This is a genomic window from Delftia sp. S65, assembly GCF_016516495.1.
Taxonomy (GTDB): domain Bacteria; phylum Pseudomonadota; class Gammaproteobacteria; order Burkholderiales; family Burkholderiaceae_C; genus Comamonas; species Comamonas acidovorans.
Window position 1 is genome coordinate 110,217 of sequence record NZ_JACVUR010000013.1, and the last position, 14,188, is coordinate 124,404.

The 14,188-nt window shown below is 70.4% G+C and carries 12 protein-coding genes; 9 read left to right on the top strand and 3 right to left on the bottom strand.

Annotation, left to right across the window (positions count from 1 at the left end; all coding sequences use genetic code 11):
* Nucleotides 1–5 precede the first annotated feature (5 nt).
* Genes IAE24_RS13820 through IAE24_RS13845 form a run of 6 tightly spaced genes read left to right on the top strand, consistent with a single transcriptional unit; the run spans nucleotide 6 to nucleotide 9,701 of the window.
* Nucleotides 6–2,936, top strand: coding sequence for a DUF4132 domain-containing protein (locus IAE24_RS13820; protein ID WP_199960396.1), 2,931 nt, complete (start codon nucleotides 6–8; stop codon nucleotides 2,934–2,936).
* Nucleotides 2,936–4,060: an ATP-binding protein gene (locus IAE24_RS13825; RefSeq protein ID WP_034394609.1), complete on the top strand. Its 1,125-nt coding sequence runs from the start codon at nucleotides 2,936–2,938 to the stop codon at nucleotides 4,058–4,060. Before IAE24_RS13820 ends, IAE24_RS13825 begins: the two co-directional genes overlap by 1 nt.
* Nucleotides 4,050–6,464, top strand: coding sequence for a DUF5682 family protein (locus IAE24_RS13830; RefSeq protein WP_199960395.1), 2,415 nt, complete (start codon nucleotides 4,050–4,052; stop codon nucleotides 6,462–6,464). The genes IAE24_RS13825 and IAE24_RS13830 overlap by 11 nt, the downstream gene beginning before the upstream one ends.
* Nucleotides 6,465–6,511: 47 nt before the next feature.
* On the top strand, nucleotides 6,512–7,705 hold the full coding sequence (locus tag IAE24_RS13835) for a VWA domain-containing protein (RefSeq protein WP_199960394.1): 1,194 nt from the start codon (nucleotides 6,512–6,514) through the stop codon (nucleotides 7,703–7,705).
* Nucleotides 7,702–9,390: an SWIM zinc finger family protein gene (locus IAE24_RS13840; protein ID WP_199960393.1), complete on the top strand. Its 1,689-nt coding sequence runs from the start codon at nucleotides 7,702–7,704 to the stop codon at nucleotides 9,388–9,390. Before IAE24_RS13835 ends, IAE24_RS13840 begins: the two co-directional genes overlap by 4 nt.
* The gene (locus IAE24_RS13845; protein ID WP_199960392.1) at nucleotides 9,387–9,701 is read left to right on the top strand and encodes a hypothetical protein; all 315 of its coding nucleotides are present in this window, start codon (nucleotides 9,387–9,389) and stop codon (nucleotides 9,699–9,701) included. Before IAE24_RS13840 ends, IAE24_RS13845 begins: the two co-directional genes overlap by 4 nt.
* On the opposite strand, the gene IAE24_RS13850 is transcribed toward IAE24_RS13845, so the two are convergent.
* Nucleotides 9,686–10,513, bottom strand: coding sequence for an isocitrate lyase/PEP mutase family protein (locus tag IAE24_RS13850; RefSeq protein ID WP_199960391.1), 828 nt, complete (start codon nucleotides 10,511–10,513; stop codon nucleotides 9,686–9,688). The genes IAE24_RS13845 and IAE24_RS13850 overlap by 16 nt on opposite strands.
* Nucleotides 10,514–10,533: 20 nt before the next feature.
* Nucleotides 10,534–11,703, bottom strand: coding sequence for a hypothetical protein (locus tag IAE24_RS13855; RefSeq protein WP_199960390.1), 1,170 nt, complete (start codon nucleotides 11,701–11,703; stop codon nucleotides 10,534–10,536).
* Between the two features lie 100 nt (nucleotides 11,704–11,803).
* On the opposite strand from IAE24_RS13855, the gene IAE24_RS13860 reads away from it, so the two are divergent.
* The gene (locus IAE24_RS13860; RefSeq protein WP_225971107.1) at nucleotides 11,804–12,130 is read left to right on the top strand and encodes a hypothetical protein; all 327 of its coding nucleotides are present in this window, start codon (nucleotides 11,804–11,806) and stop codon (nucleotides 12,128–12,130) included.
* A gap of 38 nt (nucleotides 12,131–12,168) precedes the next feature.
* Nucleotides 12,169–13,134, top strand: coding sequence for a hypothetical protein (locus IAE24_RS13865; RefSeq protein ID WP_199960389.1), 966 nt, complete (start codon nucleotides 12,169–12,171; stop codon nucleotides 13,132–13,134).
* Between the two features lie 33 nt (nucleotides 13,135–13,167).
* Here IAE24_RS13865 and IAE24_RS13870 read toward each other — a convergent pair whose 3' ends face one another.
* Nucleotides 13,168–13,662: a hypothetical protein gene (locus tag IAE24_RS13870; protein WP_199960388.1), complete on the bottom strand. Its 495-nt coding sequence runs from the start codon at nucleotides 13,660–13,662 to the stop codon at nucleotides 13,168–13,170.
* Nucleotides 13,663–13,843: 181 nt separating this feature from the next.
* Here IAE24_RS13870 and IAE24_RS13875 point away from each other — a divergent pair, with 181 nt between their 5' ends.
* Nucleotides 13,844–14,173, top strand: a complete 330-nt coding sequence (locus IAE24_RS13875; protein WP_199960387.1) for a hypothetical protein — start codon at nucleotides 13,844–13,846, stop codon at nucleotides 14,171–14,173.
* Nucleotides 14,174–14,188: the final 15 nt, after the last annotated feature.

Here is a 14,188-nt window from a genome sequence, read left to right on the forward strand (position 1 = left end):
AATCCATGACCTCTTCGACCCTAGAACACACCGACCAGGCCACGCTGGAGGAACTGAGCGCCTCGCTGCCGCCCGCCGAGCTGGTCCAGGTGCTGGCCAGCCGCATGCGCGCGGGCCGGCATGACGAAGTGGGCGCCTTCACGCGCAAGGCCTTCGACGACTATTCCAACCCCATCCGCGCCCTGGGTAACTTCGATCTGCCCTGGACCCATGACCATGACCTGTGGCTGGCCTTCGCGCGGCAGACCATCCCCTTCGGGCGCAGGATCGACGGCAGCCTGGACGGCGACATTCCACGCCACAGCCCCGAGCTTGCGGCCGAGTTCGAGCAGATGGCGCGCGCCAGCCTGGCCCGTCCACCTGCGCCGGACGGCGACAACGACTACCGTGAAATCCGCATCCTGGACATGTTCGGCTGGCTCTGGTACCCGGGTATCAGCCGCGAACGGGTGATGCAGCTGCTGGACTGGGCCGCGGAGCTGAACGTCCAGTCCGGCGCCAGGTATGACAGAGTCGACTGGAAGCTGCTGCTGGGCAGCCTGGACGACCAGGACCTGATGGAGCTGGCCGAGCGCGGCGGCGCGCTCTATGCCGACATCCGCGATGTCTACATGAAGCGGCACCGCGACGTTCCGCACCCGCAGCGCTGCGCGCCCTGGTACGACTTCTACCGCCGCCATCCCGACTGGTTCGACGACAAGCCCATCAACGAAGACCCGGGCCTGATCGCGCTGCGCTGGGACCTGGGTGCCGATGCCCAGCGGCGCCTGGAACTGGTCAACCTGCTGCTGGGCAGGGCGGACCGCGAGCCGGCTGATTACTTCATTCCCATTTTCGACCGCCTGGTGCGGGAGGATGCCGCGCCCTTCGTCGCCTGGATCGAAGGATGGCAGCCCAAATACCACTTCGATGCGGTGGTCGCCCGGCAGATCTGGACGGCACGCTACCCGGAGCTTTTGCCCCATCTGCTGCGCTGCATATTGCAGGTGTCGCGCATTGAGCCCTTCATCGGCCTGCTCAACCAGATGCTGGCCGAGCAGCCCGACTATCTGCGCGAGATTCCCACCGTGCGCCTGGCCCCGCTGCTGGCCCAGCTGGACCCGGCCATGCTGCATGCCCGGCTGCCTCTGCTGGGCGAACTGCTGGCGGCCAGCAGCTCGCGGGCGCTGCGCGAAGCGGTGGCGCGCTTCATGCAAGGGCTGGATGCGCAGGCCGTAGGCGCTGTCTTCGAGTCCAACGCCTGGCTGCAGCGGCGCGAGAAAGCGATGCAGCTGGCCTGCCGTGACATCCTGCTGGCCCACCCCGACCCCGGGGTCGCACCTCTGCTGCAGGCGCTGCTGCGCACGGGCCTGGACCTGGGCTCCGAAAGCATGGTCGAGGGCCGGCTGCTGGCCCTGGGCGTCCCAGTGCCGGGCGCTCTGACCGTGGAGCAGGGGGAGGAGGGCCGGGTCCCGCTCGATGCGCTGGAGGCCCGCGTGGCGCGCTTCAAGCGCTTTTCCAGCAGCATCAAGGCCTATGACCAGCCAGAGACCTTGGCCCTGTTCGCGCCGCTGTCCGGGCATGCGGCACGCACCGTGCTGCACCTGGTGGCCACGGCCGAGGAAGAGCTGCCGCCGCTGGTGGAGCAGTTGCTGGCCCATGTGCCGGCCGAAAGCCGCGCCCAGCTGTCCCTGCACCTGGTCAATGCCTGGGTGGCCCTGGAGGGCGAGCCCAAGGCGCGATGGGCGTTGCGCCTGGCCACCGGCCATGTCGATGACCGCCTGGTGCAGACCCTGGTGGCCGCCGTGAAGGCCTGGGGCTGGAGCAAGAAGCTGCGCGCCATCATCGCCGTGGAGCAGCTCGGTGCGCTGGACACGCTGTATGCGCTGTCCCAGGTCCAGACCCTGTCCAGCTCGCGCAAGCTCAAGGACCTGGTGATTGAAGCCACGCATGACGCGCTCAAGGCGGCCGCCCAGCGGCGCGGCCTGAGCCTGATCGAGCTGTATGACGAGCTGACGCCCGATTTCGGCCTGGGCGGCGAAGGCCTGGTGCTGGAGGTGGGCCCGCAGCGCTACCGCCTGCAGCTGCAGGGCGACCTGAGCCTGCGCGTGGTGGGCGACAAGGGCAAGGCCTCCAAGACCCTGCCTGCGCTCAAGGACGAATCGCTGCGCCTGCAGTGGAATGCGGCCCAGGCCGAATTCAAGACCGTTGCCGCTGGCGTCAAGGCCATCGCCAAGCAGCAGGTGCCGCGCCTGGGTACCGCCTTCATGACGGGACAGCGCTGGTCCGTCCCGCGCTGGCGCAGATTGTTCCTGCTGCATCCCCTGCTGCGCATCGTGGGCCGCAGCCTGATCTGGCGGCTGGAGCAGGGCGCGAGCTTTCGCATTGCCGAGGACTTTTCCCTGCTCGACGCCAACGACGATGCCGTGGAGCTGCCAGACGATGCGCAGGTGCTGCTCTGGCACCCGGTCGATGCCGCAGCGGGCGAGGTTGAGGCCTGGCGCACCTGCCTGGCCGACTACGAGCTGCAGCCGCTGATCGACCAGCTGAACGCAGGCGCACAACTGCCCGAAGCCGGGCAGTGGAAGAACCATGCACTGCTGCACCCCGCCGGCCCGCTGCAGATACGCCAGGGCGCGCTGTCCGGCCTGCTGGCCAAGTGGAACTACCGCCCCGGCCCCGTGGGGGACGGCCCCGGCATCTACGAGCACAAGCTGGACCTGGCAGGCCCGCAGCTGTACATCGAACTCCACCACGGGCGCTACCTGCCGTTCATGGACCTGGACAACCGCGTGGACATCACCCATGCCGTGGTCTATGACAGCAGCCATCGCGGCGAAGATGGCCGCTGGCCCCGGCTGCAGCCGCAGCAGTGGCCGCGCGCACTGCAGGCCACGCTGATGGCGCAGTTCGCGGCCATCGCCGCCAAATCGGCCAGCACCAAAGAGAGCGACTGATGGCCACCAAACGCATTGCAGCGGCCACCCCGGAGCCTGCCGCCCAGCGGCTGCCGGCCGAGATGGCCCACGCCCAGGAGCTTGCGGCCCTGCAGGCCGCCGACCAGGGCCCGCGCCCCGACGGCTGGCGCCTGAGCCCGCGCTCCGTGCGGCGCTTCATCCTGGGCGGTGCGGAACCTGACGGCGGCGGGCCGGCCATCGCCCGCAAGATCCACGGCAACGATGCCCTGGTCGAGCGCGCCATCGTCACCCTGGCCGGCCAGCGCGGCCTGATGCTGGTGGGCGAGCCGGGCACGGCCAAGTCCCTGCTGTCCGAGCTGCTGGCCGCCGCCATCAGCGGCGACAGCAAGCTCACCGTGCAGGGCGGTGCCGGCGTGGTGGAGGAGCAGATCCGCTACGGCTGGAACTACGCCCTGCTGCTGCGCGACGGCCCCGGCCCCGAGGCCCTGGTGCCCGGCCCGCTGCACCGCGCCATGGGGGAAGGGCGGCTGCTGCGTTTCGAGGAAATCACGCGCTGCTCCACCGAAGTGCAGGACTGCATGGTGCCCGTGCTCTCCGAGCGGCTGCTGCAGATTCCCGAACTCAAGCACGAGCAGCCCTGGCTGCTGGCACGGCCGGGCTTCAATGTGATTGCCACGGCCAACCTGCGCGATCGCGGCGTCAACGAGATGTCGGCCGCGCTCAAGCGCCGCTTCAACTTCGAGACCATGCGCCCGCTCGAAGGCGTGGCCGCGCAGGCCGCGCTGATAGGGCAGGAGGTGGGCCGCGCACTGGCGCAGCAGCGCATCGGCACCACCGTCGCGCCCGATGTGCTGGCCCTGCTGGCCACGGCCTTCCAGGAGCTGCGCAGCGGCAGCGTTGAGGGCACGGCCGTGGAGCGGCCGGGCACCGTGCTGTCCACGGCCGAGGCCATCGACGTGGCCTTCAACGCCGCCTGCCAGTGCTGGTACTTCGGGCAGGAGCAGGTGGGACCGGCCCACCTGGCGCGCCACCTGCTGGGCACGGTGATCAAGGACGACGACGAGGACCGCCGCCGCTTCGCCGAATACCTGCGCGTGGTGGCACGCCAGCGCGCAGGGCAGCCGCAGTGGCAGGACTTTGTCGCAGGCGGCCGTGAGCACTGATGCTGCCGCGTGGCTGGCGCCGCTGCCGCAGCTGCGCCTGGTGCCCGTGCGCCACCACAGCCCGCGCTGCGCCCACCACCTGCGCGCGCTGATGCGCGAGTTCAAGCCCACCCACGTGCTGATCGAAGGCCCGGGCGAGCTCGATGCCCTGCTGCCCGCGCTGCAGCACGCCCAGGCGCGTCCCCCTCTGGCCGCCTACCTGCATGCGGCCATGGCCGGGCCCGGCGCGGCCGAGCAAGACTGGCGCTGCCGTTGCTACGTGCCCTTTGCCGCCTTCTCGCCCGAATGGGTGGCCCTGCGCGAGGCGGCGCGGCTGCGCAGCGCCGTGCGCTTCATCGACCTGCCCTATGCCGACAGGCTGGCGCAGGCCGCGCAGCTGGACTACTTCGCCTGCGCGCCCGAACCCCTGCTGGCCGACGAACCCGCGCGGCGCGCGCCCGATGTGCTGGCCGGCCTCATCCAGGCCAGCGGCTGCCGCGACTTCGACGAATGGTGGGACCGGCATTACGAATCTGGCAACGAGGACGCCTCGCCCCAGGCGTACTTTGCCGGCGTGCTGGCCTTCAGCCAGCTGCTGCGCGAGCGCGAGCAGGGCGCGGGCGGCAGCGGCATGGATGCCGAGGACGTGGCCCGCGAGGCCCACATGGCCGCCCAGGTCAGCGCGGCCCTGGCCGAAGGCGGGCGCTGCCTGGTGGTCTGCGGCGGCTTCCATGTGCCTGGCATCGTTGCCGGCCTCTCGGCCCCCGCCCGGCCTGCGGACGCCAGGCCCGCCATCGATGTGGGCGTGCACCTCATTGCCTACACGCTGCAGCGGCTGGAGCGCGCCAGCGGCTACGCGGCCGGCATGCCCATGCCCGGCTACTACCAGGGCGTTTGGCAGGCGCTGGAGCAGGGCGCTTCGCAACCCGATGCCCAGGCCTGGCCCGAGATGGCGGCACGCACCGTGAACAGCCTGCGCGCCCGGGGCATGCCCGCCAGCCTGCCTGACGCGGCCGAGGCCGTGCGCCTGGCCCATGGCCTGGCCGCCTTGCGCGCATGCCGCGGCGGCCGGGCCGAGCTGCTGGAGGCGCTGGACAGCGCCGTGTTCAAGGAGCATGCCCAGGCCCTGCGACCGCAGCCCATGGTGCAGCAGACCGGGCAGCAGACCGGCCAGCAGACTGGTCAATGGCTGCTGGACGCCGACGACTACGGCCAGTTGCCACCCAACGCGCCGGCCGCCCCGCTGCTGGTCGATGTGCAGGCCTTCTGCCTGCGCCACCGCCTGCCCGTGCGGCCCGCCGCACCCGTGCGCAAGGAGCTGGACATCTACCGCAGCGCGCGCCACCGCCGGCTGTCGCAGGGGCTGCACCGCCTGTGCTACCTGGGCGTGCCCTATGCGCAGCGCCTGGCCGGGCCGGACTTCGTGGCGGGCACGGGCCTGGCGCGTGTGCGCGAGGTCTGGACGCTGGGCTGGCAGGTCGAGACCACGGTGGCCCTGACCGAGGCCATGTGCCACGGCTCCAGCCTGGAGGAAGCCGCGGTGCACCTCGTGCGCGAGCGCCTGGCGCAGACGGCCCACACGGAGCCCGCGCAGCGCGTGCTGGAGGTGCTGGTCATGGGGCTGGACGGCATCGCCCAGCAGGTGCTGGACACCGTGCAGGCCTGGATGGAGCGCAGCCACGACGCGCTGGCCCTGGCCCGCGCCACGTGCTGCCTGGCCCTGGCCTACGAGGCCCGCCATGCGCTGGGCGGCGTGGGCCTGGCGCGCCTGCTGCCGCTGCTGCGGCGTTGCTTTGCGCAGGCCTGCCTGCGCCTGCCCTGGCTGGGCGAGGGCGATGCATCCCAGCAGGCACAGTCCCTGGATGCCCTGGCCGATCTGCACGGCATGGTCTGCCGTCACGCGCCCTGGGCCGACGCCGGCCTGTTCCACGATGCCTGTGCCGCCCTGCATGAGGCAGGCGCCGACAGCACGCCCGCGCGCGTGCGCGGTGCCACCGCCGGCATTCTGAGCATGGCCGGCCGCTGGCAGATTGCGCAGACCGATGCCGCCCTGCGCGCCATGCTGGGCCTGGCGAAGGTCGATGGCGCCGCCATGGGCGAATACCTGCAGGGCTTTGTGCGCGTGGCCAAGGGCTGGCTGCTCAGCCATCCGCCGCTGCTGCGCCTGCTCAGTGACGGCATTGCGCACTGGCCGGAAGACGCCTTCCTGGCCGGCCTGCCTGCCTTGCGGCTGGCCTTTGCCCAGCTGACCCGTGCCGAACTGCGGCAGCTGGCCGGGCGGCTGGCGGGTCTGTCGGGCGCGGCCACGCCACCCGGCGCAACCACACTGGCCTCCGTGCACCTGCCATCGGACGAGGCCCTGGCGCACAGCCGCGCCTTGGCGGCCCAGGTGGGCCGGCTGCTGCAACCCTGGGGACTGTCATGAGCCGGGAAGATCCGCCAATGCACGAACCGCCAATGCACGAGCCGCCAATGCAGGAACAGGCAATCGATGCCGCCACCCTGCGGCGCTGGCGCCTCATCCTCGGGCCCGAAGCCGCCCAGCCCCTGGCTGCCGCGCAGCCGCTCGATGACGCCGATGCGCGCCGCGACGCGGCACTGGACTATCTCTACCAGCGCGAGCACCACCTGCGCGAGCAGGCGAACGCCTCGGGCACCGATGCGTGGCAGGGCGGGGGCGGGCAGTCCGCGCGCCAGGGCGGCAGCGGCGTGCCTGAGCCGCAGGCCGTGCACTGGCTGGGCGAGGTGCGCGACCTGTTCCCGCGCAGCGCCGTGGAAACGCTGCAGCGCGATGCGCTGTCGCGCTATGGGCTCCACGGCCTGCTCAGTGATCCCCAGGTCCTGGCCGAGGCCACGCCGAGCATCGAACTGGTGGCCGCCTTGATGGCGGTGCGCACCAGCCTGCCCCCCGAGGTGCTGGCCGAGGCCCGCCGGCTGGTGGCGCGCGTGGTGGCCGATCTGCAGGCGCGGCTGTCCTCGCGCGTGCACTCGGCCCTGGGGCGGCGGCGCAGGCGCCGCAGCAGCCGGGGCCAGGGGCAGATGAGCGATCTGGACTGGCCGCGCACCCTGCGCCACAACCTGCGCCACTACCAGAGCGAGGAGCAGGTGCTGGTGCTGGAGCGCCTGTTCTTCAGGGAGAACGAAGCACAGCGCCTGACCTGGGACCTGTGGCTGGTGGTGGACCAGAGCGGGTCCATGCATGAATCCGTCATCCACAGCGCCGTCATGGGCAGCATCTTTGCGCGCGTGCGCGCCCTGCGCACCCATGTGCTGCTGTTCTCCGATGCGGTGGCCGATGTCACCGGCCAGCTGCATGCGCCCGAAGAGCTGCTGCTGGGCGCGCAACTGGGCGGGGGCACCAACATCGGCGCGGCACTGGCGCATGTGGCCGGGCAGCTTGCCGCGCCGCGCCGCAGCGTGATCGTGCTGATCACCGACCTGTACGAAGGCCATGACGAGGCCCGCGTCATCGCCGAGACCGAGCGTCTGGTTGCCAGTGGCGCCCGCGTGCTGGTGCTGGCTGCGCTGGACCGCCGCGCCCACCCCGACTATGACCGCGACCTGGCCGCGCAACTGGTGGCGCGCGGCGCCCAGGTTGCCGCCATGACGCCCGACCATCTGGTGGATTGGCTGGCCCGGGCCATGCAGGGAGGGCGGTCTTCATGATGCAGGAATGGCTGCGTACCCTGGACGATGACGCCATTGCCGACTGGGCCAACAAGGGCCTGCTCAAGCGCGGGGCCAAGGCCCTGGCGGCGGTTGATGCAGGGCAGTGGGAACTGGCGGCCAACCAGGCCCGCGCCGGCATCGAAGGCCATGTCCAGACCTTGGCCGGCGCGGGCTTTGCCACGCTGCAATGCAGCTGCCCCGCCTTTGGCCCCTGCCACCATCTGTGCGCCTTGCTGCTGGGCCTGCGGGCGCGGCTGGCCCACGAGGCCCCGGCCGATGGCATGGCCCAGGCGCCTGCTGCCCCGTGGCTCGACGGCGATGCCGGCGCCGTGGCCCAGGCCTTTGGAATGGCCGCCCAGCGCAAGGCCCTGCGCTGGATGGCCCAGGGCTTCGAGGCAGTGCTGGAAGAGGCCCCGGCCACCCTGATCGGCGAACTGTCCAACCCTGACGAAGTCACCGTGCGCCTGCCGCGCGCCGGTGGCTTGGCGGCGGCCAGTTGCAGCTGCAAGGCAGCGGCCTGCGCCCACCGCGCCCTGGTGGCATTGCAGGCCCGGCGCCTGGCGGGCGCACCCATGCCGGAGCTGCCGGCGCATGCGCTGGAAGCCGGCGCACTGCAGCGGCTGGCCCAGGCGCGCCAATGGCTGACCGGCTGGGTGCTGCAGGGCCGTGCAGGCATGAGCCCGGCCTTCCTCGACCAGGGCGAAGCGCTGGCCACCGAACTGCGCCAGGCCGACCTGCCGCGCCCTGCCAGCGTGCTCAACCTGCTGGTACGCGCCTTGCGTGACGAGCGCGCAGGGCGTGCCGGCGCAGCCGAACGCGTGGCGCCCTTGCCGGCCGCGCTGTGGATGCTGCTGCGCGGCCTGGCGCAACAGCCCATGCCACGGCCCCTGAGCGAACTGGCGGGCGTGCACAGGCGCAGCTACCGGCGCGTGCAAGGCCTTTGCCTGCACGCCGTGGCAGCCGAGCTATGGCATGCGCGCGGCGGGCAGCGCGGGTTTTCCGTGCATTTGCAGGACGCGGCCAGCGGTCGGTATCTGACCTGGTCCGCATCGCGCGCCGAAGGCTTCGACCCGGAGTGGGAACCGGCCGGGGCGCTGGACTCGGAAACCCTGGGCGGCCTCACTGCCAGGCAGCTGCTGCAAGGCCCCCATGTGCTGCTGGACGGCTGGGCCAGCGACGATGGCCGCCTGTCGGCGCGCGACGCCACGCGGCTGGCACCGGCCCAGGCGACCGGCCCGCTGCCGACCCGGGCGACCGGCGCACAGCCGGTGGCCGACGATCCCCAGGCCCTGCTGCAGCGCCATCTGCAGGAGCTGCATGCCGACCCCTGGCGCCAGCAGCCGCCCCTTTGGGCACGGCTGCAGGTGACCGGCAGCGGCCTGGCGCAGCGTGACGAGCTGCTGCAGCGCTGGACGATTGCATTGCAGTCGCCGGTGCCCGGGCCTTCCCTGTCCCTGGTGGGCGATCTGCACGGCATGCAGGGCAGGGCGGGTGAGGCATTGCGCAGGGAACTGGCGCGCGGCCGCGTGCTGCGTGAAGTCTTTGGCCGCGTGGACATCGCGGCAGGGCAGTTGCAGATTGCCGTGGCATCGGTGCGCTGGCAGGACAGCGCGGACTGGCACCATCCCAGCACGGCCTGGCCGCCGCCGCTTGCCGAAGTCGGTGTGGAGAAGGCTCCATGAGCAATTCAAGCAAAGCAAGCAACGAGAGCACCACCGCGCCGCTGCGCCATTGGCTGGCACAAGGCCAGGCCTGGCTGGCCGACATGCAGGCCGCAGGCCTTGCGGGTGCTGGCGCACCGCTGCTGGCCGCAGGCCGGGCCTGGGCCGACGAGGGCGCGCTGCTGGGCTGGGGCGCCCTGGCAAGGCAGATGGACGGCGTGCTGGACCCACAGCTGCCGCCGATGGAGCGCGCGGCCGCCCTGCTCGATATCGCGGTCTGGGTCATGACCGCGCAGCGGCTGCAGGCCGGTGCGGATCAGTCCTTGCCCTGAAAAAAGCCATTGAGTTCGGCGCCCGGCGTGGCCTGGGCGAACGCGTCGAAGCGCCCCGTCTCGGCAATGGAGCGCGCCGCATGCAGAAAGCCGCCCCAGGCTGCGCGCGCCAGTGCGCCGCCCACGCTGATGCGGCGCACGCCCATGGCCTCGGCATCCTGCAGGCTCCATTCGCTGGCCCCTCCGATCAGCAGATTCACCGGCTTGGGTGCCACGGCCGCCACCACGGCACGGATCTGCTCGGCGCTGCGGATGCCGGGTGCGTACAGGCAGTCAGCGCCGGCCTCGGCATAGGCCTTGAGCCGGGCAATGGTGTCGTCCAGATCGGGCCGGCCCACGAAGAAATTCTCCGCACGCCCGACCAGCAAGGTGCCGCCACCGGCCTCGTCGATGGCGGCACGGGCGGCGCGCAGCCGGGCCACGGCTTCCTCGATGCTGCGCAAGGGGTTGGCTGCATCGCCCGTCGAGTCTTCGATGGACAGGCCCGCCACGCCGGTGTCCACGGCCATGCGCACGCTTTCGGCAACCTCCTGCGGGCCCAGGCCGAAGCCGCTTTCAAAGTCCGCATTCACGGGCAGATCGGTGGCCGCGACCAGGCTGCGCAGATGCTCCAGCGTCATCTCGCGGGAGATGGCGCCATCGGGCTGGCCCAGCGACCAGGCATGGCCCGAGCTGGTGCTGGCCAGCGCCTTGAAGCCCAGGCCCTGCAGCATGCGGGCGCTGCCCGCATCCCAGGGATTGGGCAGTACAAAGCAGCCCTGGTGGTGCAGGGCGTGGAAGGTGGCGCGCTTTTGTTCGGTGGTGGGGGTCATGGGGGCACTCCGTTGCGGGGTCAGGGCGCTGGTGGAAACAGCAGGGGCCGCGCGGCCAGGGACGGCAGCACGCAAGCCACATCATGGGCGCAGTCCGGCACCACGACGAAGCGGCGTGGCCGCTTCGGCGCCAGCAGCTCGCGCTCGTAGGCCGCGAAGGCGTGGCCTCGCTGCAGCCGGAACGGGCCTTGCAGCATGGCGGCGCAGGACTTGTCGAGGATGGGATAGAACGCGCCCTTGTCCGCGCTGCTGTCCAGGGCGCCTTCCAGGTAGTCGATCTGCGCGGCCGCATAGCGGGCCCGCGCGGCAGCCGCATCGCGCCCCAGGTGGCCGGGCAGGTCCTGCAGGCCGTACTTCCAGCGGTCATGGCCCGGGCAGGAGCTGGCGGCGGGCGGCGCATGGAAGACATAGCTGCACGCCCCCGGAAACGCCGCGCCTGTGCCGCAGGCTGCCCAGTCGGTGCTCTGCCCGGCCATCTTCGGCTGTGGCCGCACGGGATCGAAATACAGCCAGGTGCCCGGGTCGGCGATCACGTAGCGCAAGGTCACGGAACCCGGCGCATCGGCCGCAAAGGCCACGCTGTGCTGCAGCATCTGCGCCCCTGCCGAAAACCCCGCCAGGGTCACGCTGCGCAGGCCGGGCCAGCGCTGCACGAGCTCGGCCACCAGCGCATCCAGCGCGGCGAAGGAACCTATCGGATGCGGCCCCAGCGAGGGCTCGCCGGCCAGCCAGCCCGCGCAGGTCCATACCGCGTCTGCGTTCCCGGCTGCGGGCACGCCACGGCTGTGGCAATGCGCAGCCTGGTCCTCGGGCACCTGGTACAGCGGGGCGATGACCAGGGTGTCCTGCAGCCGCTGCGCGCCTTCGGCGGCCCGCAGGCCGGCCTCGAAGCTGCGGTTGGCATCGCGCGGATGCCCGTGCATCACCACCAGCGCGGACCGGGGCATGGCGCCGTTGCTGGCCCCCGGCGCCTGCGATGCGTAGTAGCGCATGCGCCCCGCGTCGCCCGGCAGGTTGAAGGATTGCAGGCAGGCGGTGTCGGCCCGGTGCCTGCAAACGGAAGCATCGGCGGATGCAGTGGCAGACGCAGCCGCGGTGACAGGTTCGGGAGCTGGCGCTTGCGCCAGCGCCTCGACCGAGATCGCCAGAAACAGCACCAGCAGGGAGCGCAGAGGACGGATGGACGGCATGTGCGGGACGTCATTCGCAGGGGTGGGTCGGCCTGCTAGTATGCGGGCGGCCGCAAGCCATGGCCTGGCTTGTTTCTCAAGACCCACTCCCTTGTCGCATATGCCACTTCTGCCGCGTTTCAGCCTTGTCCTTGCCTGTCTCGCACTGCCGGCCTTCGTTCACGCCGCAGACTTCGACAAGAAAAACTGCACCTACAAAGGCATCCGCCTCTACGGCAAGGTCCAGATCGTGCACTCCTTTCCCGACATCAAGGTCCAGGCCACCAGCTCTTTCCCGGACCTCAAGGTCAAGGTGGTGGACTCCTTTGCAGACAGTTGCGGGGAGTGGAAGATCGTCACCTCCTTCCCCGACTTCAAGGTCCAGATGGTCAGTTCCTTCCCGGACCTGAAAGTCGACATGGGCAGCTCGTCGCCCGGCGTGCGATAGCCGCCTGGCGCTGTCCAGCATTGCCCCATCGCAGCACCGTGACCTCATCCACACCCGACGAATTCGAAGCCCAGCACGACCAGGCCTATGCCGACATGGAACGCGGCGCGCTGGCCGAGGCCGCCCAGGCCTTCGAGGCGCTGGCAGCCCACATGCCGGACAACCGCCACTACCACTACATGCTGGGGCTTGCGCGCAAGTACCAGCGGGATTGGCAGCCATCGCTGGACCACAACCTGCGCGCGATTGCACTGGCGGGCGAAGACGATGAAGCCAGCCTCTGGAATGGCGCCATCGCGGCCACGGCGCTGTCCGACTGGACCACGGCGCGCAGGCTGTGGAAGGCCTGCGGCATCCAGGTGCCTGGCGAGCAGGGCCCCATCGAGGGTGACTACGGCGTGGCCGTGGTGCGCCTGCACCCCTGGCAGGGCGGCGAGACCGTGTTCATGCGCCGCATCGACCCCGTGCGCGCCCAGTTGCTCAACGTGCCGCTGCCCGAAAGCGGCCATCGTTTCGGCGACATCGTGCTGCACGACGGCGCCTCCACCGGCCAACGGTTCAACGGCCAGCGCGAAGTGCCGGTCTTCAACGAGCTGCAGCGGCTGGAGCCCTCGGCATTCCAGACCTTCGTGGTCTTCATCACCTGCGCCAATGCGCAGGACTTGCAGGAATTGCTGGGTACCGAAGCCCCGGGCATCGGTTATGCCGAGGACTGGACGGCCAGCATCCGCCACTACTGCATGCGCTGCAGCTACGGCACGCCCCACCAGCATGCCGAAGAAGCTTCGCCACGCGAGGGCGAACCGTCCTGGCAGGCCGATCGCAACCTGGGCATCGCCGCAGTGGACCGCGCCGCCGTCGATGCCGTGCTCAACGCATGGCAAGCCGGTGGCGCCGGGCGCCGTATCGACGCAGTGCAGACCCGCGAACTGCCCGTGCCCGACGGGGAAGAAAGCTGGGCCTGGTGGGTAGGGCCGGAGGGCGCGGAGGATGAGGCGCCGTAGCTGAGCAATGCCAGCGAGCATGGCCCGCATCGATCACCGAGCCTGTGCGCGGGCCCCCTCAAGTCCGGGCGCGTGAAGCCGGACCCTGAAGCCTTCCGGCACGCTGTAGCGAGGGATGCCATGTCCCTCATACCGCCGCATCAGGCAAAGAAAGCGGTGCTTGAGCTGCATGGCCGCGCTGAACTCTTCCCAGGCGATCAGCGCACAGGGTGAATCGCCGTAGGTACTGCAGATGCGCACCTGGCGCTGGTCCGGCTCCATCTGCGCCCAGCCGTCCTCACGCAGGCTGACGGCGCGCACCTGAGGATTGCGCAGATCCAGAAGCGCGGCGAGATACGGCAGGTCCAGGTCGTTGAGCCAGAAGTAATTGAAGAAGTGGTGCGTCACGTCCAGGGCATCGGGCGAGCCTCTGGCTTCGAGATCCATGTGCATCCGTGCGATGCCATCGCAGACGCTCATGCCCCGCACGCGCACGGCGCTCAGCTGGATGTCTTCGGTGGTGTTCTCGCAAGAGAGGGTGTACTGCATGCTGCCTGGTGAGGTTGGACGGATACGGTGCTTGCCAATGTAGCGTGCACGGCCCCGGACGGACGATGGACTTGCTTGATCCGCGACGGATTGGCCTTGGCCGTGCGTTGAAGTGATGTGGCAAGCCGACATCGGCTTTCTGCAAGCCACGTCCATCCACATCCTTTCAAGGAGAAACACCATGTCCCTGCGCAAAGCCTTCATGCTCGTCATTGCCACTGCTTCGTTGGCAGGCCTCGGCAGCGCCGCATCCGCCGCCACCTGGGACCAGGTCCATCCGCGCCGTGCCGAGGTCAACGGCCGCCTGGCCAACCAGGACCGCCGCATCCACAACGAAGTGCGCAAGGGCGAGATCAGCCATGGCCAGGCGGCTGCGCTGCACCAGCAGGACCACAAGATCCGCCAGGAAGAACGCCTCATGGCCAGCCAGAACGGCGGTCATATCACGCGCAGCGAGCAGCATGTGCTGAACCAGCAGGAGAACCAGGTCAGCCGTGAGATCGGCCACTGAGCAGGCACTGAGCTG

What these genes read in the sequence shown, in the direction of transcription:
- IAE24_RS13820 (WP_199960396.1), top strand. Translation starts at nt 6, where the DNA reads ATGACCTCTTCGACCCTAGAACACACCGACCAGGCCACGCTGGAGGAA.
- IAE24_RS13825 (WP_034394609.1), top strand. Translation starts at nt 2,936, where the DNA reads ATGGCCACCAAACGCATTGCAGCGGCCACCCCGGAGCCTGCCGCCCAG.
- IAE24_RS13835 (WP_199960394.1), top strand. Translation starts at nt 6,512, where the DNA reads ATGCAGGAACAGGCAATCGATGCCGCCACCCTGCGGCGCTGGCGCCTC.
- IAE24_RS13840 (WP_199960393.1), top strand. Translation starts at nt 7,702, where the DNA reads ATGATGCAGGAATGGCTGCGTACCCTGGACGATGACGCCATTGCCGAC.
- IAE24_RS13845 (WP_199960392.1), top strand. Translation starts at nt 9,387, where the DNA reads ATGAGCAATTCAAGCAAAGCAAGCAACGAGAGCACCACCGCGCCGCTG.
- IAE24_RS13850 (WP_199960391.1), bottom strand. Translation starts at nt 10,513, where the DNA reads ATGACCCCCACCACCGAACAAAAGCGCGCCACCTTCCACGCCCTGCAC.
- IAE24_RS13855 (WP_199960390.1), bottom strand. Translation starts at nt 11,703, where the DNA reads ATGCCGTCCATCCGTCCTCTGCGCTCCCTGCTGGTGCTGTTTCTGGCG.
- IAE24_RS13860 (WP_225971107.1), top strand. Translation starts at nt 11,804, where the DNA reads ATGCCACTTCTGCCGCGTTTCAGCCTTGTCCTTGCCTGTCTCGCACTG.
- IAE24_RS13870 (WP_199960388.1), bottom strand. Translation starts at nt 13,662, where the DNA reads ATGCAGTACACCCTCTCTTGCGAGAACACCACCGAAGACATCCAGCTG.
- IAE24_RS13875 (WP_199960387.1), top strand. Translation starts at nt 13,844, where the DNA reads ATGTCCCTGCGCAAAGCCTTCATGCTCGTCATTGCCACTGCTTCGTTG.